This is a genomic window from Allohahella sp. A8 (assembly GCF_047946665.1).
Taxonomy (GTDB): domain Bacteria; phylum Pseudomonadota; class Gammaproteobacteria; order Pseudomonadales; family Oleiphilaceae; genus Allohahella.
In genome coordinates this window covers 3,951,770-3,975,128 of the sequence record NZ_CP172312.1, presented here as the reverse complement: position 1 = coordinate 3,975,128, position 23,359 = coordinate 3,951,770, and the positions used below count along the sequence as shown (strand labels likewise).

Below are 23,359 nucleotides of genomic sequence, written 5' to 3'. Positions count from 1 at the left end.
GAATTTCCTCTGGACATGATGTCCGGTAAACCTCAATTTTTGTAATGGGAAGAGTTCATGAGTGCAGTTGGCTCAATCGAGGTCAGACGGGCGCTGATCAGCGTTTCTGATAAGACGGGCATTGTCGAATTTGCCAACGCGCTCGCCGCGATCGGCATCGAGATCATTTCTACCGGTGGGACGTATCGTCTGCTGCAGGAGAACAAAATTTCGGTGACGGAAGTCTCGGAGTACACCGGCTTTCCTGAAATGATGGATGGCCGGCTCAAGACCCTGCACCCGAAGGTGCACGGCGGTATTCTCGGTCGTCGTGGCGAGGACGATGAAGTCATGCGGGACCACGGTATCCTGCCGATCGATCTCGTCATCGTGAACCTGTATCCCTTCAAGGATACTGTGAGCCGACCTGACTGCTCCATAGAGACCGCAATCGAGAATATCGATATTGGTGGCCCCACGATGGTCAGGGCGGCAGCAAAGAACTACGCCCATACCTGCGTGGTCGTCGACCCACGCGACTACAACGGTGTCCTGGCCGATATTCGACGCGACAAAGGCTGGCTCAGCGCGCATCTGCGCTTCAGTTTGGCGGCAAAGGCTTTTGCCCATACCGCAGAATATGATGGTCTGATTTCCAATTACCTCGGTGCGATCGTCACTGCCAACGAGCAGATCGAGGATGCGGACAACAATGATCTGAATCTTCGCTCGATCCGGGAAGTAGGCAAACGCGTGTTTCCCCGCACCCATAGCATGCAATTCGTGAAGAAGCAGGATCTCCGCCACGGTGAGAACCCGCATCAGGAAGGTGCGTTCTATATCGAGGCTGACAATACCGAGCCCGGTGTCGCGACCTCTGTGCAGCTGCAGGGCAAGGCGCTTTCATTCAACAACATTGCCGATACCGACGCTGCACTGGAATGCGTCAAGCCTTACGCCGACCCGGCCTGCGTGATCGTGAAGCACGCCAATCCCTGCGGTGTTGCGCTAGGCGCAGACCTCCTGCAGGCCTACGACCTCGCTTACCAGACAGATCCGACCTCGGCCTTTGGCGGCATCATTGCCTTCAATCGTGAAGTAGAGTCAGACACTGCTCGCGAAATCCTCGACCGCCAGTTCGTCGAAGTGGTTGTTGCGCCATCCTTCAGCGAAGATGCCCTCAAGACCTTCGCTCGCAAGCCCAATATTCGAGTGTTGTCGTGTGGCGACCTCGTCAACGTGCGTCAGACGGCGCTCGATTACAAGCGGGTTACTGGCGGTCTGCTCATTCAGGATCGCGACCTCGGCATTGTAAGTGAAGAGGACGTTCGCACGGTGACGAAACGGGAGCCGACCGAACAGGAAATGGACGACATGCTGTTTGCCTGGGAGGTGGCGAAATTCGTCAAGTCCAATGCCATCGTGTATGCCCGACAGCGCCGCACCATCGGTATCGGAGCGGGCCAGATGAGTCGCGTCTACAGCGCCAAGATCGCCAACATCAAGGCCGGCGATGAAGGCCTGAAGATAGCGGGATCTGTCATGGCGTCTGATGCCTTCTTCCCCTTCAAGGACGGTATCGAAGCCGCGGCAAGGGTTGGCATAACCGCGATCATCCAGCCGGGGGGCTCGATTCGCGATGATGAAGTCATCGCTGCGGCTGATGCCCACGATATTGCCATGGTATTCACCGGCATGCGCCACTTCCGACACTAGTCGAACGGCGCAACTCACGACGCCGCCTGTTCAGCATGACTAGGCGGCCAAGTACAGGATTCATAATGAAAGCTCTAGTCATAGGCTCTGGTGGACGCGAACATGCCCTGGCGTGGAAACTGATGCAGAGCAAGCGTGTGGACGCGGTGCTGGTCGCGCCAGGCAATGCCGGTACTGCACTCGAGCCGGGCGTCAGCAATGTGGCGCTGGATATTCTCGACTTCGCTGGTATCGAGGCACTGGTAAAAGCCGAGGCGATCGATTTTATAGTCGTCGGCCCAGAGGCGCCTTTGGTTGCCGGTATAGTCGACTATTTCCGCGCTCGTCAGGTGCCAATCTTCGGCCCCTCGCAAGCCGCTGCGCAACTCGAAGGCTCCAAGGCCTTTACGAAGCATTTTCTGGCTCGCCACGGTATTCCCACAGCGGCCTACGAGACCTTCACCAGCCCTGATGAAGCCATCGCCTATATTCGCCAGCAAGGCTCGCCGATTGTGGTGAAAGCGGATGGTCTGGCGGCTGGCAAAGGCGTGATCGTGGCGGAGACGGTGGATCAGGCTGAGGCAGCTGTCCGTGACATGCTCGAGGGCAACAGCTTCGGCGACGCCGGTCACCGTGTCGTTATCGAGGACTGCCTGGTTGGCGAAGAAGCCAGCTTTATCGTTATGGTTGATGGCCACAATATCGTGGCGATGGCATCCAGCCAGGACCATAAGCGCATTGGCGATGCGGACACCGGCCTCAATACCGGCGGCATGGGCGCCTATTCCCCTGCTCCAGTGGTCACACCGGCGATTCATGAGCGCATCATGGCCGAGGTGATCGAACCCACGGTGCAGGGTATGACAGCCGATGGCATTCCTTACACCGGCTTCCTCTATGCTGGCCTGATGATCGCAGCTGACGGCACACCGAACGTGATCGAATTCAATTGCCGCTTTGGCGACCCTGAAACGCAGCCGGTGCTGATGCGTCTGAAGAGCGACTTTGCTGAACTCATACTGGCTGGTATCGAGCAGCGCCTCGACGAAGTCAGCTGTGAATGGGTCGACGCATCGGCGCTTGGCGTGGTGCTTGCCGCAGGCGGATATCCTGAGGCCTACGACAAGGGCAAGGTCATTAAAGGCCTGGATGCCCAGGGTGATGTGACTGCTGCGACGCTCGGCTTACCGGCAGGCTCCCTGAAGGTATTCCATGCGGGCACCAGCAGTAAGCCTGATGAATCCGACACGCTCGCCACGAACGGTGGTCGTGTGCTGTGCGTGACGGCTTTGGGAGATAGTGTTGCTGATGCCCAGGCTCGAGCTTACGCGGGCGTGGAACGGATCAACTGGGATGGCATGTATTGCCGGCGCGATATCGGTTATCGGGCAGTCGCAAGAGAACAGGGCAAGGGCTGAGCTGCATTAGCCTTCTGGCAGCGCGTTACCGCGCGCCGGGTGGCGGCGTGACTGGCAAGGCTTCCACCGAAGGCCCGTCAGGCACTGGCACGCCGTACAAGGACCAAAAACGCTGGCTGTCGAAGCCCTGCATTCGTTTGTTGTTGACTATAAAGAACGGCGTGCCCCGGCCCCCAAGTTTCTCGAAATAGCGATGTGCCGTCTGCGACTCACTGATGTTGTATTCACGGTAGGGAACCTGCCGCGAGTCCAGATAACGTTTGGCCACTTCGCAAGCCGCACAGTAGGTCTGGCTGAAGAGTGTAATTTCGCCCGCCTCAGACTCGGCCCGACTTGCGGAAGCCAACCACAGGCTCAACACAAGTATTAGCACAATTCGGATCAAGCTCACCCCCGGTAGTTCGTCTTGGCATTCAGGATACAGCACATGCTCGCATACTGGCAGGAATTCATGATGGTCGCGGTGGCCCATCTGCTGGCCGTTATCAGTCCCGGCCCCGACCTTATGCTGGTCATTCGTCAGAGCCTCGTAGCTGGCAAGGCAACAGCAATTGCCAGTAGCGTTGGCATCGGTCTAGGGATCTTGGTTCACGTAGCCTATTCGCTGCTCGGCCTTGCCGTCATCATGCATCAATCAGCCTGGCTGTTTGACCTCGTCAGAATCTGCGGCGCGGCTTATCTGGTATACCTCGGCTTGCAATGCCTGCGTAGTGCCTTCTCCAGCAAGGCTGCGAATAGCGAGCCGCAGCGCACCGGTGGCACCGATCCGTCGAGCGGGTCCGTCGTGGGCCCTGATTCTGCCTCCAAACCTCGTCAGCCTGTTTCTCGCCCCCTCTGGACCGGCTTCCTCACCAACGTCTTGAACCCGAAGGCTACGCTCTTCTTCTTCGCCCTGTTTTCAGTGGTCATCGATCCGGGCACACCCAAGGCCATACAGCTTGCCTATGGCATCTACATGAGCCTGGCGACGATGGGGTGGTTCGCATTCGTTAGCCTGCTGCTTTCCACCTCAGCCGTCCGCAGTCGCTTTATCCAGTCACTCAAGTGGGTGGATGCTGTGATGGGCGGTGTACTGATCGCCTTTGGCTCACGCCTGCTGTTTTTTACCGAGGCCCGCTAGCAGCAGATCCTTCGCGGCATTTAACCGAGCGGCCTCTTCATGGCTGCCGCCGTGGTCGGGATGCGCGGCCTGCATCAGGCGTCGATGCGCTGAAACGATGGTCGCCTTGTCCGGGTTGCCTGACAGCCCAAGCGTTTCGAGCGCTTCACGGCGGGCCTGCTCAGCGCCCTGACGCGTTCCTCCACATGGTCCGGAGCGGCTGTGTCGGCCAGCACCACCATCCCTGTCTAGGCGCCCACCAAAGAGGGTCCGCAAACGCTCGATGAGTTGCGATTTCTGCTGTGGGAAGACTCGCCCCAGCAGTGTCAGCAGCAACGGCAGTCGCCTGATCAGTGGTATGAGGCCAGCCATGAGCGGCGCAAGGAACTGGAACCGCCCATGAGCCACCATGTAGACCAGTAAACCAAGAATCGTCACACCTACGCCAACGAGTAGCAGGCGCTCGCGAGGCGAACCGCTGACCGTGAGCACGCGCTTCATGAAAAAGTAGAATCCGATAGCTACTATCAGAAAAATGAGCGTCTGCATGTCGTTCCCGGAAGATGGATTGTACTCAACAGAACAAGCCCTAATCAGGCGCCAGATGGGGCCGCTCGGCTGTTTAGTTACGCGCTGGATTGAATTACACTCGCTGCACAGCTGTCAAATCAGCGCTCCAGCATTCAATCACAGTCGAGGTTGCATTGATCGTTTACCAGGGCCACGAAGGCGCATACTCCCATCTCGCCTGCAAGCACGTCTTCCCCGAGAAAAACGCACGGGCCTGTGCCTCGTTTCACAAGGCCATGCTGGAAGTGGAAGCGGGTACTGCGGAGCTGGCGATGATCCCGGTCGACAACTCCACTGCCGGACGTGTCGAGGAAATCTACCGTCTGATTCCGGAGATGAGCCTTCACATCGTTGCTGAGCACTTCGAGGCGGTCAATCATTGCCTTGTGGGTTTGCCAGGCACGGCGCTTGAGCAGATCAAGGTGGTGCACTCACATCCGCAGGCGCTTGCACAGTGCAAGGACAATATCACCCGTCTTGGTATGCAGGCCCAGGCCAAGCTGGACACGGCCGGAGCGGCGCTGGAAATCAGTCAGATGGCGGATCCGACTCACGCGGCAATTTCGTCACGTCTGGCTGCGGAACTCTACGGGCTGAGCATCATTCAGGAAAATTTCCAGGACAAGGCAGGCAACACTACCCGCTTTATCATCCTGTCCCATGAAGAGCAGATTCCGCCGATGGAGCCCGGCGTCGATTACATCACATCGCTACTCTTCAAGGTCAGAAACATTCCGGCTTCGCTGTACAAGGCGCTGGGCGGATTCGCGACCAACGGCGTGAACCTTGTCAAACTGGAAAGTTACATGCCCGGGGGCAGCCTCAATGCCACGCAGTTTCATGTTGATATCGAAGGCCACGTGCACTCTGAATCGCTCAAGCTTGCGATCGAGGAACTGACCTTCTTCGTCGATGAGGTTCGCGTATTGGGCACCTACCGCTCGCATCCTTTTCGAAGCAGCAATGTGCACCGGATGACCGCCGAGGCATAAAATTCTGATTGGAGCCAGAGGCGCCATCGGACGCCTGGCCAGGGATCAGGCAGGGCGGCGTCCGACGAGGTTATCCATTGGCGATGACGCACTAGCGTGAGCCTTGCGTGGCATTCGTCCCGCAAGGTAGGCCAGCCGGCCGCTTTCAACGGCCAGTCGCATTGCCCTGGCCATCATGACTGGGTCATCAGCGAGTGCAATGGCGGTGTTCATCAGCACACCATCGCAGCCCAACTCCATTGCCACCGCAGCCTCGGACGCTGTACCAACGCCGGCGTCCACAAGCACAGGCACACTCAGCTCTTCCAGAATCATCGCAATATTGTAGGGATTCTGTAGCCCAAGCCCCGAGCCGATTGGCGCACCCAGCGGCATCACAGCCTTGCAGCCGATCGCTTCCAGCTGCCGTGCGACGATGGGATCGTCACTGGTATAGACCATGACTTCGAAACCGTCCTGCACCAGTACTTCTGCTGCCTTGAGGGTCTCTACGACGTCAGGATACAGCGTCTTGTGCTCACTCAGGACTTCCAGCTTCACCAGGTTCCAGCCATCCAGCAGCTCACGGGCGAGACGACAGGTTCGAACAGCCTCTTTGGCAGTATGACAGCCGGCCGTGTTCGGCAGGATGGTGTACTTGTCCGGCGGCAGGAAGTCGAGCAGATTGGGCTCGTCGGGATTCTGGCCGATGTTTGTGCGGCGTATTGCGACAGTCACGATTTCAGCACCACTGGCCTCTATTGCCAGCTGGGTCTGCTCGAAATCCCTATATTTGCCGGTACCAACCAGCAGACGTGACTTGAATGTATGCGAGCCTACCGTGAAGCGATCGGCTTCACCCGCTCCAGGTCTTACTATTGACACTGATTAACCTCCACCTATGGCATGAACGATCTCGAGCTGATCACCAGTTGCCAGTCGCGTCTGCGCATAACTGGATTTGGGTACGATTTCTTCGTTGAGTTCGACTGCGATCCGGCGGCCAGTCAACTTCAGCTCGGCAAGCAGGTCGGCCACACTGGCGTCCGCCGGCATACTGCACGACTCGCCGTTGACACTGATTTCAAGCGGCTTCATTTCAAAGGTACCTGCTCCATGGGCGCCGAGACCTCGATGGCGACGTGATCGTTATTGTCTGTGATCGTATCGATATTCACGGCTTTCATGTGGCCACCCCACACATAGCCAGCGTCGAGCGCGATAGCATAGGTCGAAGCCGCTTCGCCTTCGAGAGCGGCCCAGTGACCGAACAGGATGCGAACCTTGTCGGGCCGTGGATATACAAACCATGGCTTCAAGTTCGAGGGCGCCGAGTCGACGTCTTCCTTGAGGTTCAGGTCCATCCTGAAGTCAGAATCGATGAAGCGCATGCGGGTCAGGTAATTGGCTATTGCCTGTAATCTGAGATTACCTTCCAATGCCTCCTTCCACTGATCGGCGTCGTTGCCATACATATGACGCAGAAAATGGTCGCTTTTCGGATCGGCCGCCGCCGCTCGAATGGCGGTTTCAAGTTCTGCGGCCAGCGACTGCGCCTTGGGGATGGTCCAGTGCGGGGGGATGCCCGCATGGGTCATTGCCAGCGAGAGCCCACTGAAACTTTGTCCTGTGAGCATCAATGCTTGCTGCGCGAGCCACTGTAGAAGCTCATCGGCGTCGGGTGCGTCGAGAACCTGGCGGAGTGTATCCTTGCGCTTGAGCGACGCACCACCGAAGGCAACTGCCAGCAGATGCAGATCGTGATTGCCGAGCACCACCTTGAAAGCGGGGTGTTGACGAACGAAGCGCAAAGTATCGAGCGAACCCGGACCACGATTGACGAGATCGCCGGCCAGCCAGACCGTGTCCAGCTCTGGATTGAAATGAATGCGATCCAGCAGGGCGCGAAAACCGTCATAGCAGCCCTGGATATCGCCGATGGCAAAAAAGCTCATGTCTCCTTCTGCTTCCTTTCCTCGATCAACAATTCAGCCAGCTTGACGAAACTCGAACCGCTCAAAGTTTCTGCCCTGCAGCCAGGATCGATACCAACTGACGCCATTTGCTCGTCCGTTGCAATACCCTTGAGGTTATTCCTGATCGTCTTCCTGCGCATGGAAAAGCTGTGCTGCACCACATTGGCAAATACCGCCTCCTCTTCCTTCGTACTGAAGTGCCGAGGCAGCGGCTGGAGCCTGACGATAGCCGACCAGACCTTCGGTGCTGGCACGAAAGCCGTTGGCGGCACATCGAACAGCTGCTCCACGCGACAGGCATGCTGGGTCATCACGCTTAACCGCCCATAGGTCTTACTGCCTGGTTCTGCCGCCAGACGCTCCACCACTTCACGCTGTAGCATGAAGTGCATATCGGTAAAAACGGTACGATACTCGAGCAGCTTGAATATCAGCGGCGTGGAAATATTGTACGGCAGATTCCCAACCACCCTCAGTCCGGCCGACGGACCACTCTCGCCCTCCGTAAGCAGCGACGCGAAATCGAAGCGCAGCGCGTCGGCTTCGTGAATGCGAAGGTTTTGCCACGTGGCAAACTCTATTTTCAGCAGCGGAATGAGGTCGCGGTCCAGTTCGACGACCGAAACCAGGGCTCCGCTATCGAGCAAACCAGCCGTTATGGCGCCCTGCCCGGGGCCGATTTCGACAATATGGTCACTCGGCCCGGGCCGTATTGAGGTGATGATGCGGTCGATGACGGTTGAAGATCGCAGGAAGTTCTGACCGAAGCGCTTGCGAGCCTGATGACGGAATCCTGGGAGCTGACCTACGTGGGTCGGATTGACTGGATCACTCATGCGCGCACCGTCATTTCGAGGGCGACCTTCACGGCCGTTTGAAGACTACCGAGATCAGCGTTCATGGTTCCGGCAAGATCGAAAGCGGTACCATGATCGACCGATGTCCTGACGAACGGCAGGCCGAGCGTGATATTCGCCGCTGCGCCGAAGCCCTGGTACTTCAACACCGGCAGCCCCTGATCATGGTACATCGCCAAGACCGCGTCTGCGCCTTTCAGCACCTTGGGGGTAAACAGTGTATCGGCTGGCAAGGGCCCTATGAGCGCATGACCTGCTGCGCGAAAGCTGTCCAATACCGGCGTGATGATGTCAATTTCCTCTCGGCCCAGATAGCCATTTTCGCCTGCATGAGGATTGAGACCAGCGACCAGGATTCGGGGGCTGGCCAGGCCGAAGCGCGAGCGCAGATCGTGCAGCAGGATCTCGATGATACTTCGCAGGCGGTCTGCAGTGATGGCATCGGCGACGTGCCGCAGAGGCAGATGAGTCGTCACGAGCGCGACCCGCAGATCTGCACTTGCCAGCATCATGACGACCAGAGGCACGCCCGAATAATCCTGAAAAAATTCCGTATGGCCGCTGAAGGCGATGCCCGCCTCATTGATGAGTGCCTTGTTGACCGGTGCGGTAACGACGGCGCTGAAGCGACCATCGAGGCAGCCCTGTGCAGCCAGCTGTAGCATACTCACTACCGAAGCCCCATTCGCAGCTGAGGGCTGGCCCGGCGCCACGTCTTCAGCTAACGGCACAGGCAATACGAACATCGGTCGAATCCCAGCGTCGTCGCCTGCAGTACCGGCGACAGTCATGTCGTCGTGGTATTCGATGATCTCGATATCCAGACCGAGGCGCCCCGCGCGCTCGCGCAGGAGATCAGGATCACCCGCAAAGACAGCAGGTGCAGCCATGCCGGCAGCCGCCAGCCTCACACACAGGTCCGGACCCACGCCCGCGGGCTCCCCACTGGTGATGATGAGCGGACGACGGTGCCCTGCCGCTGAAATTGTCACCTAACTATCACTGCCGTCTTGCGGGGCGAAGCGCTTGTCACGGAATTCAACGAACGCTTCATCACGGATTTCGGTACGCCACTTCGTGAGAGCTTCCTGGAACTTCCGCTTGCTGATCGAGTTCTTGGCTTCGACAAACATGAAGCGCTCACTTTGATCCTGTTCGCGTCGGTCACGAACTCGCAGGATGTGCCAGCCAAACTGGCTCTGGAAGGGCTCGCTGGTTTCGCCGACAGGCGTCTGGTTCATGACCTGCTCAAACTCGGGCACGGTCTGACCTGGCGAAGCCCACTCCAGTGAGCCACCGTTGCTGGCACTGACCGGATCGTCAGAATAGGAACGGGCCAGCGCTTCAAAAGACTCGCCAGCTTCAAGTCGCTGATCAATTTCCCCGATCAGCTTCTCTGCCTGGGCTTCACTGCGCAAGGCGCCGGGGCTGATGAGAATATGATCCGTCAAGGTCTGCTGGACGACCTTCTGCGTTCCGCCGCGTTGCTCTACCAATTTGACCAGATGAAGGCCACCCGGTGTCGTCAGCGGCCGCGAAACCTCGCCGACCTTGAGATCGGGCACCACTGGTGAAAACAGGCCGGGGAGGTCGGTGGCCTTGCGCCAGCCCAAATCGCCACCCTCGCTAGCGGTGCCGGAATCGGAATACTCGCGTGCAAGTGCCGCGAAATCTTCACCCTCTTTCAGCGACTTGAGCACACGCTGCAGCGTCTCGTTGCTTGCTGGATCGGCGTTACCACCACTGGGAACTTCAATCAGAATATGCGCCAGTCGATATTCCTTCTCCGACTGCGCCTGCCCAGCAGCAGAGGCGAGATAATCATTAACTTCACGATCAGTGACCCGAACACGCGGTTCAACATTGCGCTGCTGCAGGCGACCCATCAGCATTTCCCGACGAATCTGCTCTCGTGCTTCGCTGAGACTCAGACCATCCTGTTTGAGGGCCTCTTCGAACTGCTCGGGCGTCATGCCGTTTTCTCTCGCAATAGTCGAGAGCGTTTCATTCAGCTGACTGTCATTGACGCGAAGGCCTGCCCGCCGTGCCATCTGCAACTGAATTCGTTCGTTGATAAGCTGTTCGACGATGCGCTGCTCGAGCTCGGTGCGCGGCGGCGGCGTCCCGCCATCGCGACGGATACGCTTGCGAATCTGATCGACACGCGCGTCCACTTCCTGCTTCAGCACGATGTCGTCGTCCACCACGACGACGACCGAATCGACCAGCGTCTCTTCCGCCGTAGCTGTTGTGGCGAGGCCGGCTAGCCCTGTGAAGAGCCCAAGGCAGAGCAGCAGTGGTGCAGAGCTGATCTTCCGGAAGAATGATATTGATGAACTATTCATAAACTCCAATCAGCCTGTGGCTGTGTGATTGCAGACTAATGGCTACCAATTGTACCGCGTCTGTCGATAATTATCGCGCAGCGATAAATTGGGAATTTCCTGCTGCAACGCATCCGTTACACCAGTGCCAATTTCGCCAAGGCCTCGCAACTCAAAGCGCAAGATAAACCCTGTCTTGATCTCGCCATCATCCTCGAGAATACTGCGAGCCATGGCCTGGACCCGCCAGCAGCAATCGGTGTATTCGAGACCATATATCGTCGCAAGGGTACGCCGGGTATTCAGGTCGTAGAGCCATCGTCCAATGAAGGAGGTCGTATCTGAAACCGGCAGTATGGTCGATACATCGGTTTGCTCGAGATTGTCGATGCTATATCGATGTGTGAGGTTCACAATGGTCCGATAATCCTCGTCGTGGTACGACACGGAAGTACCTCCCAACTCCGTCTGACCAGTATCAGGATCCCATAAGCCGTCGACACGGATATCCATACGTCTATTGGGCGACCAGGCCAGCTCACCGGCTAGCGCCGACTTGCTATCGTCACTGATGCCATCAAATTCTGTTCCGGGCGAGCGTTCGTTGCCTTGCGCGTCCCTGAAGCCAACGTCCCGATCGGAGAAATGGAAGATCTGTCCGATGCTCAGTCGTAGTCGCTCCCATCCTGAAATATATTCATTGAAGCGCGTGGTGAAACCCAGGGTAATCCGGTTGTTGTCACCCACCCTGTCGCCCCCGAAAAACCGATCTTCATTGTAAAGCTGTGAGAAACTGAAGGTGGCGACCGAGGTATCGAAATTTGGGATATCCTGCTGATTCTCCTGGGCCGAGGCGACGTAAAAAATTCTCGGCTCCAGGCTCTGATTATACAACCTGTCAAAGAGCTCGAGCTTACGATCCAGATAGATTCCCGAATCTACGCTGAAAAAAGGCACCGTACGACTAATATGCTCTTCTTCACCAGGCAGGCGGTCCTGCAAAATATAATCGGTATGGTCCAGCTTGAGCTTCGGCGTGAAGTAGCCCCAGGTTCGGCTGAACGGGAATGCTACTGAAGGTTGCGTGCGCCAGCGGCTACCTTTCACTCGACGTGCCGGATCATCGATGCCATCGTCACGGCGCCAGAAATAGCTGTACTCAGAGGTGATCTGATATCTGAACAGGTCGTCGTTAATGTCATAGTCGAGATAGATTTGCGGCAGTAGCAGATACGGCCGATCTACTCGCGCGATGAAGGGATCCACAGTCTGATAGCCCAGGAATCGGGTGCGTAGCTCAACATCCTCGCCGGCGTATTTCACATCGATCGTTCGCCTGATGTGAGTCTCGCTCTGTATCTGCAAGGTGCGGTTCAGGTCGTCGATATAGCCCGTATCACTGACATAATTGTAATCCAGCAGGGCGTACCATTGACGATCGACCAGATAGCGCTGTTCGAAATCAACTCCAAATCGCCGACCGCTGCCCTTGTTCGGATTATTTTCAGCGAAGGCCTGATCATTGGCAATATAGCCGGCCCTGAACACCGCCTCCGACCGTGGATCGAGATAACGGCCTTCAACTTCGTTGAGGATCCCTCGTCTGTGGACATACTGCGGCGTGTAAGTTAAGTCATAGTTCGGTGCCAGATTAAAGTAATATGGCGCTCCGACCGAAACACCGCCCACGTTCGATGAGCCGATAAAGGGAAACAGGAAGCCACTCCGCCGACGATCGTCCAGCGGAAATGCAAAATACGGCAGATAAAGCACAGGCACGTCTGCCACCCGAAGCGTGGCGTTGCGCGCGTAGCCCTCCCCCTCGGCACGATTCAGCTCGAGCGATCGCGCCTGTAGCGACCATGACGTACTGCCCGGCGAACAGGTGGTGTAGCTACTATCTGTGGCATAGATGACATCAGCGCCCTGCGACCGAATCGACGTCGCCTCCCCTCGTGCATGTCTTTCGTACAGCACGTAGTCGGCATTCTCGATCTCGATAAGACTGGACTTGAAGTTGTATCGCATGAAGCCGCCAGCAAAACCAACCCGCGGTCCCCGGGCAATCATGCCACCGTAGGCGGTCATGATATCGGTTTTTCGATCCATTTCGGCATTCTCGGCCTGCACCCACCATTCGCCCTGCTGCACCTCCACGCCATCCTTGAAGCGTACAAATGAGCCAGTCTCGGCACTCACTTCGCCGGCACGGGCCTTCACAAGATCTGCCAGTTTGGAGCCGGCAGGCGTTGGTGGTGTTTCCAGGGTCATGTCGAAGCCATACTGCGGCACCAGATAGGTTCCCTCACAGTAGGGTTCAATCGAATCCCGCAGACGCTTGTCGAAACTTTCGCGCGGCACCCAGTCGAGTTCGGCGATGGTCTGTCTGGGGCGCTCGGCTTCCGAGAGCGCTTCTGGACTGACTTGAGTCTCAGTGTCGGCTCGGGCCATAGATACGGGTAGCAGCGCAGGGCTCACCGAAATAAACAGTATTAGGTTGCGAGCGCCACAAATGACCCGCCCCACTGCATGAGGCACGCTTTTAATGCAGTGGCGAAAAGGTCGATAGGGCATTGGAGCTTGCGGATCCAGATCGTGGCTTTGATCGAATATTGATCGTTACTGGAATGACCGGGGCAACCGAAGGGGTCTGGCGAGTCGGCTGGCAGCGGTTGTTTTCAGACTGTTCAGCGCCGAACTATAGCGAGGCCAGTCGGCGCAGTACAAGGACTTTTGAACTAGACTGGAAGCAAATAACCAACAAAACATTGCGCACACAAGCGTTCAGACAAGAGACCAGGCCCAGTGACCGGAAATCGAAACACAGCATTGATACTGACCGGCGGCGGCGCGAGAGCGGCTTACCAGATCGGCGTACTCAAGGCGATTGCAGATCAGCTGCCTGAACTGACACACCCTTTCCCCATCATTTGCGGCACCTCAGCCGGGGCGCTGAATGCCGTCGGCCTGGCCGCCAATGGTAGCAACTTCAGGGAAAGTGTCGATTCACTGGTCAAGCTCTGGCTCGGCCTGAAATCTTCAGACATATACCGCACAGACTTCTGGGGCGTTGCCAAGCGCATGTCGCACTTCGTCAAATCATTTCTCAGTGGCGACGAACATGATATGCCGGCTTCGATGCTCGACGCGACGCCGCTGAAAAGCTTTCTCGGCAAGGTGATGAATGCGGAAGGACTGGCCGCCGCCATCGAACAAGGCGGTATAAAGGCAGTATCAGTGACAGCCTGCGGCTACAAGAGTGGTCAGAGCGTCAGCTTTTTTCAGGGCGGCAACCACCTCGAGGGCTGGCATCTTGGGCAGCGTGTCGGCATGGCAACGCGCCTTGAAGTGGATCACTTGCTGGCCTCTTCGGCGATTCCGACCATCTTTCCACCGGTCAAGATCAATCGGGAGTACTTTGGCGACGGCGTCGTCCGAAACATGGCGCCGCTCAGCCCAGCGGTTCACCTTGGCGCTGAGCGCCTGCTCATAATTGGCGTGAGCGCCAACAGGATCTCCGCGCCACAACGGGTGAAGGCCCGCAAGTTCCCGAATCTGGCTCAGGTAATGGAGCATATGCTCAACGGCGCCTTTCTCGATGTCATCGAAAACGATATTGACAAGGCGCTGCTCATCAATCAGCTTATCAACATGATTCCCTCGGATACGCTTGCCAAGTCGCCGCTGAACCTGAAGCCGCTGGATATTCTTGTCATATCGCCCAGCGAACCTATCGACCAGATTGCTTCACGTCATACCGATGACCTGCCGCCAGCCGTACGCAAATTTCTCGGGCAGAGCAAGAGCGACCCTGAAGGCGGCGCGAGTATGGCAAGCTACCTGATGTTTGAACGATCTTTCATCAGCGAGCTGATCGACCTCGGGTACAATGATGCGCGTGCGCATGAGCGGCAGATCGAACAGTTCCTGCGTGCACATCCGACTCCAACGGCTTAGACCAGAAGCAGGCTTTCCTTGAGACTTGAGCAACTGATTGAATGGGTAAGGCTGATGGCCGCCCCTACGGCCGTGTCCGGCTTGACGAATGATGGGCCACGAGTGGATCACGAATTCGTAGCGGCCCGCACAGAGTGGGCCAGCCCTCTGCCAGGCGATGCCAGCTTCCGCCACTACTGCCGAATTACCTCGCCGTCCGGTAAACGCATGATGCTCATGGATGCACCGCCCCCGCATGAGAGCACACGGCCGTTCGTGACGATAGCAGAAAACTGGCATGCTGCTGGCATTGCTGTACCTGCTTTGTTTGCCGTCGATGACGAAGCCGGCTTCATTGCCATGGAAGATCTGGACGACCGAACGCTGTTCCAGCTGACAGGCTCTCGCGTTGCCGCCGGCTCAGCGAAAATTGAGGGTTACTATCAGGCCGCAATCGAAGCCTTGTGCCGTATTCAGGCCCTGCCGCTCGATAGTGATGCAGTAGCCGCCATGCCTCGCTACGATGAAGCGCTGCTGCGACGTGAAACTGCTTTGTTCCGTGATTGGTTGCTCGAAGCCTGTCTGGCGTTGACGCCTGAAGTCTCTCCGGAAAGTCACGACCTGCTGATTGCCCTGGACGATGTGCTGGTACTGGAGGCGCTCGCTCAGCCGCACAGTGTGGTGCACCGCGACTATCATTCGCGCAATCTGATGATCGATGACATGGATGCAATCCGCATCATCGACTTTCAGGACGCGGTGGTCGGACCATCGAGTTACGATCTCGTCTCGCTGTTGAAGGATTGCTACGTACTGCTGGACGACGAGCTGCGCCAGCGCCTGATTACCCACTATTTCGCCCATAGTGAAGGCCAGAGCCATGTCACGGCCTTCTCGCCAGTGCAGTTCGACCTCATGGGCATGCAGCGGCATCTCAAGGCCGCAGGTATCTTTGCCAGACTATACCGACGGGATGGCAAGCCACGCTATCTGAAGGACATCCCTCTGGTACTCACTTATCTGGCGGACACTGCCGCCAATCTGAGCCAGACCTCACGTTACGTCGATATCATGCGCCGATTTGAAGCACTGCTACGCAGTGAGGTCATTCCAGCTTACCAGGTGTTTGCGCAAACAACGGCCAAGGCATGAGCATCAAGGCACTCATCCTGGCAGCCGGCTACGGCACGCGCATGCGCCCACTCACCGAGCATACGCCAAAACCATTGTTGCAGGCGGGCGGCAAGGCTCTTATCGAATACACCATCGATAGCCTCGTGAAAGCCGGTGTGCGGGATCTGGTCATCAACCACGCATGGTTAGGCGAGCAGATTGAAGCCGCGCTTGGCGACGGCAGCCGCTACGGCGCACGTATCAGATACTCAGCCGAAGGCGAGCCGCTGGAGACCGCGGGTGGCATCAGAAAAGCGCTGCCGCTGCTGGCTTCTGATGATGCCGGTGGTGATACGAATGACTTCGAGTTCATCGTGACCAACGGCGATGTGTATTGCGAATACGACTACAGTCAGCTCCTCGAGCACAGACTCGCGACTGGCCAGCTGGCGCACGTTCTGCTCACTGAAAACCCGGAACACAATACTGCTGGCGACTTTCTCCTGTACGATGACGGGCGGGTTCGCACCAAGCCGCTCATACAAGGCACGGCGATGAGCGCCGGACAGGCTCGCGTCATGACCTTCTCAGGCATCGGCCGCTACCGGTCTTCGATGTTCAGCCAACTGCCGGCAGGTGCCTATCCGCTGGCGCCGGTTCTGCGCAAGGCCATGGACCAGGGCGGAGTCACTGGACAGGCACTCGAGGCGACCTGGCTGGATATTGGCACAGTCGACCGACTACAGGCACTTGATCGCATGCTACAATCCCGCCCCTGACCCGCTTATCTGACCGTATTCAGAAAGGAATTTACGTTTGAAGCCTCAAGCTATTGGTATCATCCTCATCGCCTTGCTGGCAGCGGGGCTCGGGATCTTCCTCGGCATGCAGTTCAGCAAGGGGCGCAGCCTGGACATCGAGCAGCTGAGCCTGCTTAATGCGGTCATGATGCCTGAGCCGCGGGTGATTGACGCGCAGCCCCTGGAAGCGACGACCGGCAAGACCATTGACCTGACCAAGGACTTTGAAGGGCAATGGGTGCTGGTAAACTTCGGCTATATGTCATGCCCCGACATCTGCCCGATCAATCTGGTGGAGCTGGCCAAGGTGCAGGCCGAGTGGGACAAGACGCAACCGTACTATCCTCTACAGGTCGTGTACCTGACCATGGATCCAGCGCGAGACGATCTGGACACCATGCGAACCTACCTGGGCCATTTCAATGAAGATTTCATAGGGGCCCGAGCTGAATTCAAAGAGACCCAGAAACTGGCCCTGCAGCTGAACACGGTCTTCGAAGCTGAGGCAAAGGATGACGATGGCAACTACATCGTCAGCCACTCCGACAGCCTGGCGCTGATCAATCCGGACGGAGACCTTGAAGCCGTGCTGCGAGGGCCGCAGAACTCGAAGCGGATCCTCGAAGCGCTGAACCAGATCATCCCAACGCAGACCTCGCTCTATCACCTCAGCGCCGCGCTGCTGCCCTGCCACTGACCGCCTATCGCGTCACTTCGATGCCGGGTGCGTAGCGCCGTATCCAGCCTCTGAGACTGCGGATAACGGGCTCATGGTACTCGCGAAGGTCACCATCGATACCAGCGATACCACGCTGCTGATAGCCTTTCGCGGCGTTACGCATCATGACAGTCTTCCGTCCCTTGGCGAGCGCACTAGCGTAGTTGCTCGTATGATCATATATATCCAGCACCACCGCCTCCGCAAGGCCCGGGTTCTGCTTCACCAGCTCACTCATTTCGATGAATCCGAGTGATGAGCTGATTAGCACCAGCACGATATCGCGAGTGCCCAGGTTGAGACTGCTGTAAGCAGCCACCGCTGTATCGGCGCCGGAGCCCACCCCCAGAAGCACCTGATTGTCGACCTTCTGCTGACCCAGCCAGGCCAGGCCCAGCGCCACTCGCTCAATATCGGAAAACTGTTTCAGCCTGGGTGCTGCCGCCGGTTGCGCCTCAGCGGGATCGGCCGCTGGCACCGTGTCGGACGGCACGGGCGCTGCCGCCGCAGTGCCAGCATCCGCAGCTGCAGTATTGCCCTCAGCCGCCGCTGGTAGCCCGCCACCGGCCAACCGAGGTGGCAGACTGCGCGATGGTCGGGTATCGGATCGTACGGGCGTAAGCGCAATGGATAGGGTGTGCCAGCCATCGCCGGCGAGTGCCTGACGGGCCGGGCCGGGAAACGCGGGCCAATCAGGATGCTGACCACTATCGTGCAGCAATAGCACGCCACCCCGTACCACCTTCCCCTGCGGCACAAGCGCCAATCCAAGTACAGGCGCGAAGCCGGTTTGATCGCTGCCAAGCTGCTCGATTCGCGTGAGTGAGCCCGGCGCGGCCGTCAGCTGGCGCTCCAGCGCAGCAAGTGCCGCCTTGTCTGCAGCAAGCTGGCGCTCGTACTGCTCGGCAGCACTGATCTCAGCGTCGGCAGCGTGGGCCGACATGGCTCCGCCCGTTAAAAGCAGGCCGAACAGCGCCACGCCGCTCAAAATCAGGCAGCCGCACGAGACACGACGAATCAAGTGCAATAAACTAACGCGTTTTGGTGAAGCACAACCTGTGACCATCGAGCTTGAGCCTGTGAGCCGTTCCAGTAAGATGTGGTGTTCTTCAAGTATGGACGGAGTTTGCACATGTCGAAACAAAGCGCGTCGAATCAATCTGCGAACGCCCTGATCGCCCCATCGATCCTGTCTGCCGATTTTGCCCGTCTGGGCGAGGAAATCCGCCACGTCATCGAAGCTGGTGCAGACGTCGTCCATTTCGATGTCATGGACAATCACTATGTCCCCAATCTCACCATCGGTCCGATGGTCTGCGAAGCCGTTGCGCGCTCGCTGAAGAAGGACGGTCTGGATGCGGCCATCGATGTGCATCTGATGGTCAAGCCAGTCGATCCACTCATCGAGTTGTTCGCCAAGGCTGGTGCCACGTGGATTACCTTTCACCCTGAAGCCTCCGACCATGTCGACCGCTCCATAGCCTTGATCAAGCAGCATGGCTGCAAGGCCGGTCTCGTGCTGAATCCGGCCACGCCGCTGAGCGTGCTGGACTACACCCTCGAACAGCTCGACGTCGTGTTGCTGATGTCGGTAAACCCGGGCTTCGGTGGTCAATCCTTCATTCCGTCCACACTGCGCAAGCTGAAGGAAGTTCGTCAGCGCATCGATGCCACTGGCCGCAATATCCGGCTGGAAATAGACGGCGGCGTGAAGATCGACAACATTCGTGAGATTGCACAGGCCGGCGCGGACATGTTCGTCGCTGGTTCTGCCATATTCAACAGCGAAGACTACGCCAGTACCATCAGCCGCATGCGCGAAGAAATCGCCCTGGCCAGGAGCATATGAGCATACCGACCATCGACCAGGCCCGACTGGACCAGTTCGGACGCGAAGATTTCAACCGGGTGCCGGTCGTGCGTGAAGTCATGGCCGACCTGGATACCCCGTTGTCCACCTATCTGAAACTCGGCAAGCAACCACTCTCCTACCTCCTGGAGTCTGTGCAGGGCGGTGAAAAATGGGGACGGTACTCGATTATCGGGCTGCCATGTCGCCACTTTCTGCGGATAACGGGCTACGAAGTGGAAATCGGCTGTGACGGCAAAGTCACTGAATCCTTCACCTGTGAAGATCCGCTGGCCATCGTTGCGGACTATCAGGCGCGCTTCCGCTGTCCGGAACTTGAAGACATGCCACGTTTCCATGGCGGCCTCGTCGGCTACTTTGGTTACGACACTGTTCGCTATGTCGAAAAACGCCTGCAGCTTACCCAGCCTCAGGACGATTCGATTGGCACACCCGATATTTACCTCATGGTGTCGGATGAGCTGGTCGTGTTCGACAACCTGAGCGGTAAGCTGCTCCTGATGCATCACTGCGATCCGGCCGATCCGGAAGCGCTGGCAAAGGCCGAAGCTCGACTGAACGAACTCGAGCGCCGGCTTCGTGCACCGCTGGCAGATCACTCGCTGCATGTGGGTCAGGACACGCAGGCTGCAGAAGATGATTTCAAGAGCGCCTCTACGCGAGAAGGCTATGAGGCGAGTGTCGAAAAGATCCGTGAATACATCAAAGCCGGCGACATCATGCAGGCGGTGCTCTCGCAGCGGATGTCAGTGGAGTTCAAGGCCGAGCCGATCAATCTGTACCGTGCGCTGCGCTGTCTGAATCCTTCACCCTACATGTACTACCTGGACTTCGGCGACTTCCATATCGTAGGTTCGTCGCCCGAAATTCTAACGCGCCTCGAAGACGGCATTGTGACAGTCCGGCCGATTGCCGGCACCCGCCCTCGTGGCGCCAACGAAGCCGAAGATCAGACGCTCGAAAAAGAGCTGCTGGCCGATCCCAAGGAGCTGGCAGAACATCTCATGCTCATCGATCTAGGCCGCAACGATGTGGGTCGCGTCGCGGACATCAGTAGCGTGAAGCTCACCGAGAAGATGGTGATCGAACGTTACTCGCACGTGATGCATATCGTCTCCAATGTCATCGGCAAACTGAAGCAGGGCATGTCAGCACTCGACGTGCTTGCAGCCACGCTGCCCGCCGGTACGCTGAGCGGCGCACCTAAGGTTCGTGCCATGGAGATTATCGACGAGCTGGAGCCAGTGAAACGCGGCATCTATGGGGGCGCGATAGGCTACCTATCCTGGCAGGGCAATATGGACACGGCTATCGCCATCCGCACAGCCGTTATAAAGAACGAGATGCTTTACGTTCAGGCAGGAGCCGGCATTGTCGCCGATTCCGTGCCCGCCAATGAATGGGAAGAAACGCTCAACAAAGGTCGCGCGGTGATACGCGCGGTCGCACTCGCCCAGCGGGGGCTGTGATCGAATGCTGCTGATGATCGATAACTACGATTCGTTTACCTATAACATCGTGCAATACCTCGGTGAGCTCGGCGCCGACGTGCGTGTGGTGAGAAACGATGAACTGACCGTGGACGATATCGAAAAGATGGCGCCCGAGAAGATCGTTCTGTCACCGGGCCCATGCACGCCGAATGAAGCAGGCATTTCGATGGATGTCATTCGCAGATTTGCTGGCAAGATCCCTTTGCTGGGTGTCTGTCTGGGTCACCAGGCCATTGGTCAGGTGTATGGTGCAGAGGTGGTGCGCGGCGGACGAATCATGCATGGCAAGACTTCACCAATTTACCATACTGGCGTCGGTGTTTTCGCAGGGCTGCCTTCGCCCTACACAGCGACCCGATATCACTCGCTGGTGCTGCAGAAGGATAGCCTTCCGGACTGTCTCGAGATGACCGCGTGGACCCAATACGATAATGGTGAAATAGAAGAGATCATGGGCGTGCGCCACAAGACGCTCAATATCGAAGGGGTGCAATTCCATCCCGAGTCGATACTCACGGAGCACGGACACGCCCTGCTCGATAACTTTCTGAAAAGCCCTACGCGCTAACACGGTATCTGAAGCCACTTATGGAAATACAAGCAGCACTGAAGCAACTCATCGATCGGCAGGATCTGTCGACTGAGGACATGACCGACGTCATGCAACAGATCATGACCGGCCAGACCACACCAGCCCAGATCGGTGGCTTTCTGATAGCGCTGCGCATGAAAGGCGAGACAATTGACGAAATCACCGGTGCGGCGCGTGTCATGCGCGCCCTCGCGACACCCGTTACCGTGAAGGGCGACCTGAAGCATCTGGTCGACACCTGCGGCACTGGTGGTGACGGCAGCGGTCTTTTCAATGTGAGCACGGCAGCAGCCTTCGTCGCTGCCGCAGCCGGCGCCAAGGTGGCCAAGCACGGCAATCGCAGTGTGTCGAGCAAGACTGGCAGTGCCGATCTACTGGAAACGGCCGGGGTCAATCTGGCCATCCCACCTGACGCGACGGCCCGTGCCATCGAGGACATCGGCGTCGGATTTCTCTTTGCACCTTCGCACCACAGCGCCATGAAGCATGCCATAGGACCACGCAAGGAGATGGGCGTTCGAACCATCTTCAATGTGCTCGGCCCCATTACCAATCCTGCTGGCGTGAAGAAGCAGGTCATCGGTGTGTTCGACCGCAATCTGTGTCGACCCATCTGCGAGGCACTTCAGCGCCTTGGCAGCGAGCATGTGCTGGTGGTGCATTCGGATGACGGTCTGGATGAATTCAGCCTTTCCGAGCCGACGCTGGTCGTTGAGCTATTCAAGGGCGAGATCAGCGAATACCGGGTGAAACCAGAGGACGTGGGTCTGGAAACCCAGTCGATGGACAGCCTGAAGGTCAGTAATTCAGAAGAGAGCCTCGCCCTGATCAAGCAGGCCTTGGACAATCATGCACTGGATCGCACCCAGGGCCGAACTGAACGTCGCAAGGGCTTCAACCATAACGGCAGGAATACAGATGCCGATGCGGAGGCACATTTCGCTCAAATCGATGCCGCAGTGCAGTTGATCGCTTTCAACGCGGGTGCAGCCATTTACGCCGCGGACCTGGCACAATCGCTGTCGGAAGGCGTCGTGCTGGCGCAGGATGCCATCGGCTCAGGTCTGGCGCTGGCAAAACTGCAGGAGCTGGCAAGCTTCACTCACCTGCTCATGGAGGACGAGTCGTGAGCCATCTCGATACCACCTCCAGCAGTGAAACACCGACCATCCTCAAGACCATCGTCAATCGCAAGCGTGAGGAAGTCGAGGAACGTAGCCTCCGTAACCCTCAGTCCAACATGATGGAAGCCCTGGCCACCGTACCGCCGCCGCGCGGATTCCTCAGGGCGATCCAACACAAGCTCGATCGAGGCATGCCCGCGGTCATTGCCGAAATCAAGAAGGCCTCACCCAGCAAGGGCGTGATCCGCGAAGATTTCGACCCCGCGCGCATTGCGCAGCAGTACGAGAAAGCCGGCGCTGCGTGTCTGTCGGTGCTGACGGATATCGATTACTTCCAGGGCAGCGACAGTTACCTGCAGCAGGCTCGTGCAGCGTGCTCCTTACCTGTATTGCGTAAGGACTTCATTATTGATCCTTACCAGATCTATGAAGCCAGGCTGATAGGCGCCGATTGTATTCTGCTGATTGCCGCATGCCTCGAAGTGGAGCAGATGCATAGCCTTCACGACCTGGCCCGCAGTCTTCAGCTCGATGTGCTGGTCGAAGTGCATAACGAGTCCGAGTTGAGTGCCGCCCTCACACTGGGCACGCCCCTGCTCGGCATCAACAATCGTAATTTGCACACTTTTGAGGTTTCGCTCGACACCACGACCAGACTGCTGCACAAGATCCCGGCGGGCAAGATCGTGGTCACCGAAAGCGGTATCACCAGCCGGGAAGATGTCGACCATATGCAGCGGAACGGCGTGTTCAGTTTTCTGGTCGGTGAGTCGTTCATGCGTGCAGATGATCCTGGTGCCGCGCTGGAAGCCCTTTTCAACTAG

Annotated in this window: 23 protein-coding genes; 13 read left to right on the top strand and 10 right to left on the bottom strand. The window is 57.7% G+C overall.

Going from position 1 to position 23,359, the window contains the following annotated elements; translation table 11 throughout:
* Positions 1-57: 57 nt before the first annotated feature.
* Positions 58-1,695 (top strand): bifunctional phosphoribosylaminoimidazolecarboxamide formyltransferase/IMP cyclohydrolase, encoded by a 1,638-nt coding sequence (purH, locus tag ACH3PB_RS17815; RefSeq protein ID WP_416396791.1) that lies wholly within the window; start codon positions 58-60, stop codon positions 1,693-1,695.
* 65 nt (positions 1,696-1,760) lie between these two features.
* Positions 1,761-3,092, top strand: coding sequence for a phosphoribosylamine--glycine ligase (gene purD, locus ACH3PB_RS17810; RefSeq protein WP_416396790.1), 1,332 nt, complete (start codon positions 1,761-1,763; stop codon positions 3,090-3,092).
* A 25-nt stretch (positions 3,093-3,117) separates the two neighbouring features.
* Here the strand turns inward: purD and ACH3PB_RS17805 are convergent, their stop codons facing one another.
* Entirely contained in the window at positions 3,118-3,438 is a 321-nt protein-coding gene (locus tag ACH3PB_RS17805; RefSeq protein WP_416396789.1) for a glutaredoxin family protein, read from the bottom strand.
* Between the two features lie 81 nt (positions 3,439-3,519).
* On the opposite strand from ACH3PB_RS17805, the gene ACH3PB_RS17800 reads away from it, so the two are divergent.
* Positions 3,520-4,212 carry a LysE family translocator gene (locus tag ACH3PB_RS17800; protein ID WP_416396788.1) on the top strand — a complete coding sequence of 231 codons (693 nt, stop codon included), beginning with the start codon at positions 3,520-3,522 and terminating at the stop codon, positions 4,210-4,212.
* Here ACH3PB_RS17800 and ACH3PB_RS17795 read toward each other — a convergent pair.
* Complete coding sequence (locus tag ACH3PB_RS17795) at positions 4,180-4,740, bottom strand: hypothetical protein (RefSeq protein ID WP_416396787.1); 561 nt, start codon at positions 4,738-4,740, stop codon at positions 4,180-4,182. The genes ACH3PB_RS17800 and ACH3PB_RS17795 overlap by 33 nt on opposite strands.
* Positions 4,741-4,895: 155 nt before the next feature.
* On the opposite strand from ACH3PB_RS17795, the gene ACH3PB_RS17790 reads away from it, so the two are divergent.
* The gene (locus ACH3PB_RS17790) at positions 4,896-5,753 is read left to right on the top strand and encodes a prephenate dehydratase (RefSeq protein WP_416396786.1); all 858 of its coding nucleotides are present in this window, start codon (positions 4,896-4,898) and stop codon (positions 5,751-5,753) included.
* 45 nt (positions 5,754-5,798) lie between these two features.
* Here ACH3PB_RS17790 and ACH3PB_RS17785 read toward each other — a convergent pair whose 3' ends face one another.
* The 7 genes from ACH3PB_RS17785 to ACH3PB_RS17755 are packed head-to-tail and all read right to left on the bottom strand — an operon-like array spanning position 5,799 to position 13,340.
* The gene (locus tag ACH3PB_RS17785; protein WP_416396785.1) at positions 5,799-6,617 is read right to left on the bottom strand and encodes a thiazole synthase; all 819 of its coding nucleotides are present in this window, start codon (positions 6,615-6,617) and stop codon (positions 5,799-5,801) included.
* Positions 6,618-6,620: 3 nt separating this feature from the next.
* Complete coding sequence (thiS, locus tag ACH3PB_RS17780; RefSeq protein WP_416396784.1) at positions 6,621-6,830, bottom strand: sulfur carrier protein ThiS; 210 nt, start codon at positions 6,828-6,830, stop codon at positions 6,621-6,623.
* Positions 6,827-7,687 (bottom strand): symmetrical bis(5'-nucleosyl)-tetraphosphatase, encoded by an 861-nt coding sequence (locus tag ACH3PB_RS17775; protein ID WP_416396783.1) that lies wholly within the window; start codon positions 7,685-7,687, stop codon positions 6,827-6,829. Before ACH3PB_RS17775 ends, thiS begins: the two co-directional genes overlap by 4 nt.
* The gene (gene rsmA, locus ACH3PB_RS17770; protein WP_416396782.1) at positions 7,684-8,544 is read right to left on the bottom strand and encodes a 16S rRNA (adenine(1518)-N(6)/adenine(1519)-N(6))-dimethyltransferase RsmA; all 861 of its coding nucleotides are present in this window, start codon (positions 8,542-8,544) and stop codon (positions 7,684-7,686) included. Before rsmA ends, ACH3PB_RS17775 begins: the two co-directional genes overlap by 4 nt.
* Entirely contained in the window at positions 8,541-9,557 is a 1,017-nt protein-coding gene (pdxA, locus tag ACH3PB_RS17765; RefSeq protein WP_416396781.1) for a 4-hydroxythreonine-4-phosphate dehydrogenase PdxA, read from the bottom strand. The genes rsmA and pdxA overlap by 4 nt, the downstream gene beginning before the upstream one ends.
* Positions 9,558-10,910, bottom strand: a complete 1,353-nt coding sequence (locus ACH3PB_RS17760; RefSeq protein WP_416396780.1) for a peptidylprolyl isomerase — start codon at positions 10,908-10,910, stop codon at positions 9,558-9,560.
* 42 nt (positions 10,911-10,952) lie between these two features.
* Positions 10,953-13,340, bottom strand: a complete 2,388-nt coding sequence (locus tag ACH3PB_RS17755; protein WP_416396779.1) for an LPS-assembly protein LptD — start codon at positions 13,338-13,340, stop codon at positions 10,953-10,955.
* 354 nt (positions 13,341-13,694) lie between these two features.
* On the opposite strand from ACH3PB_RS17755, the gene ACH3PB_RS17750 reads away from it, so the two are divergent.
* The 4 genes from ACH3PB_RS17750 to ACH3PB_RS17735 are packed head-to-tail and all read left to right on the top strand — an operon-like array spanning position 13,695 to position 17,435.
* Positions 13,695-14,846, top strand: coding sequence for a patatin-like phospholipase family protein (locus ACH3PB_RS17750; RefSeq protein WP_416396778.1), 1,152 nt, complete (start codon positions 13,695-13,697; stop codon positions 14,844-14,846).
* Between the two features lie 18 nt (positions 14,847-14,864).
* Positions 14,865-15,977 (top strand): aminoglycoside phosphotransferase family protein, encoded by a 1,113-nt coding sequence (locus ACH3PB_RS17745; RefSeq protein WP_416396777.1) that lies wholly within the window; start codon positions 14,865-14,867, stop codon positions 15,975-15,977.
* Positions 15,974-16,717: an N-acetylmuramate alpha-1-phosphate uridylyltransferase MurU gene (murU, locus tag ACH3PB_RS17740; RefSeq protein WP_416396776.1), complete on the top strand. Its 744-nt coding sequence runs from the start codon at positions 15,974-15,976 to the stop codon at positions 16,715-16,717. The genes ACH3PB_RS17745 and murU overlap by 4 nt, the downstream gene beginning before the upstream one ends.
* A 37-nt stretch (positions 16,718-16,754) precedes the next feature.
* The gene (locus tag ACH3PB_RS17735; RefSeq protein WP_416396775.1) at positions 16,755-17,435 is read left to right on the top strand and encodes an SCO family protein; all 681 of its coding nucleotides are present in this window, start codon (positions 16,755-16,757) and stop codon (positions 17,433-17,435) included.
* 4 nt (positions 17,436-17,439) lie between these two features.
* Here ACH3PB_RS17735 and ACH3PB_RS17730 read toward each other — a convergent pair whose 3' ends face one another.
* A complete protein-coding gene (locus tag ACH3PB_RS17730; RefSeq protein ID WP_416396774.1) occupies positions 17,440-18,399 on the bottom strand; it encodes a DUF3530 family protein in 960 nt (319 codons plus the stop codon).
* Positions 18,400-18,588: 189 nt separating this feature from the next.
* On the opposite strand from ACH3PB_RS17730, the gene rpe reads away from it, so the two are divergent.
* From rpe to trpC, 5 genes are read left to right on the top strand one after another with little or no spacing between them, the layout of a single operon-like run.
* Positions 18,589-19,305, top strand: coding sequence for a ribulose-phosphate 3-epimerase (gene rpe, locus ACH3PB_RS17725; protein WP_416396773.1), 717 nt, complete (start codon positions 18,589-18,591; stop codon positions 19,303-19,305).
* Positions 19,302-20,795 (top strand): anthranilate synthase component I, encoded by a 1,494-nt coding sequence (trpE, locus tag ACH3PB_RS17720; protein WP_416396772.1) that lies wholly within the window; start codon positions 19,302-19,304, stop codon positions 20,793-20,795. The genes rpe and trpE overlap by 4 nt, the downstream gene beginning before the upstream one ends.
* A 4-nt stretch (positions 20,796-20,799) precedes the next feature.
* Complete coding sequence (locus ACH3PB_RS17715) at positions 20,800-21,387, top strand: anthranilate synthase component II (protein WP_416396771.1); 588 nt, start codon at positions 20,800-20,802, stop codon at positions 21,385-21,387.
* Between the two features lie 20 nt (positions 21,388-21,407).
* A complete protein-coding gene (gene trpD / locus ACH3PB_RS17710; RefSeq protein ID WP_416396770.1) occupies positions 21,408-22,541 on the top strand; it encodes an anthranilate phosphoribosyltransferase in 1,134 nt (377 codons plus the stop codon).
* Positions 22,538-23,359 (top strand): indole-3-glycerol phosphate synthase TrpC, encoded by an 822-nt coding sequence (gene trpC / locus ACH3PB_RS17705; protein ID WP_416396769.1) that lies wholly within the window; start codon positions 22,538-22,540, stop codon positions 23,357-23,359. The genes trpD and trpC overlap by 4 nt, the downstream gene beginning before the upstream one ends.

Excerpts from the sequence above, each read along its gene's own strand:
- purH (WP_416396791.1), top strand. The coding sequence starts at position 58 with ATGAGTGCAGTTGGCTCAATCGAGGTCAGACGGGCGCTGATCAGCGTT.
- purD (WP_416396790.1), top strand. The coding sequence starts at position 1,761 with ATGAAAGCTCTAGTCATAGGCTCTGGTGGACGCGAACATGCCCTGGCG.
- ACH3PB_RS17800 (WP_416396788.1), top strand. The coding sequence starts at position 3,520 with ATGCTCGCATACTGGCAGGAATTCATGATGGTCGCGGTGGCCCATCTG.
- ACH3PB_RS17795 (WP_416396787.1), bottom strand. The coding sequence starts at position 4,740 with ATGCAGACGCTCATTTTTCTGATAGTAGCTATCGGATTCTACTTTTTC.
- thiS (WP_416396784.1), bottom strand. The coding sequence starts at position 6,830 with ATGAAGCCGCTTGAAATCAGTGTCAACGGCGAGTCGTGCAGTATGCCG.
- ACH3PB_RS17775 (WP_416396783.1), bottom strand. The coding sequence starts at position 7,687 with ATGAGCTTTTTTGCCATCGGCGATATCCAGGGCTGCTATGACGGTTTT.
- rsmA (WP_416396782.1), bottom strand. The coding sequence starts at position 8,544 with ATGAGTGATCCAGTCAATCCGACCCACGTAGGTCAGCTCCCAGGATTC.
- ACH3PB_RS17760 (WP_416396780.1), bottom strand. The coding sequence starts at position 10,910 with ATGAATAGTTCATCAATATCATTCTTCCGGAAGATCAGCTCTGCACCA.
- ACH3PB_RS17755 (WP_416396779.1), bottom strand. The coding sequence starts at position 13,340 with ATGGCCCGAGCCGACACTGAGACTCAAGTCAGTCCAGAAGCGCTCTCG.
- murU (WP_416396776.1), top strand. The coding sequence starts at position 15,974 with ATGAGCATCAAGGCACTCATCCTGGCAGCCGGCTACGGCACGCGCATG.
- ACH3PB_RS17730 (WP_416396774.1), bottom strand. The coding sequence starts at position 18,399 with ATGTCGGCCCACGCTGCCGACGCTGAGATCAGTGCTGCCGAGCAGTAC.
- rpe (WP_416396773.1), top strand. The coding sequence starts at position 18,589 with ATGTCGAAACAAAGCGCGTCGAATCAATCTGCGAACGCCCTGATCGCC.
- trpE (WP_416396772.1), top strand. The coding sequence starts at position 19,302 with ATGAGCATACCGACCATCGACCAGGCCCGACTGGACCAGTTCGGACGC.
- ACH3PB_RS17715 (WP_416396771.1), top strand. The coding sequence starts at position 20,800 with ATGCTGCTGATGATCGATAACTACGATTCGTTTACCTATAACATCGTG.
- trpD (WP_416396770.1), top strand. The coding sequence starts at position 21,408 with ATGGAAATACAAGCAGCACTGAAGCAACTCATCGATCGGCAGGATCTG.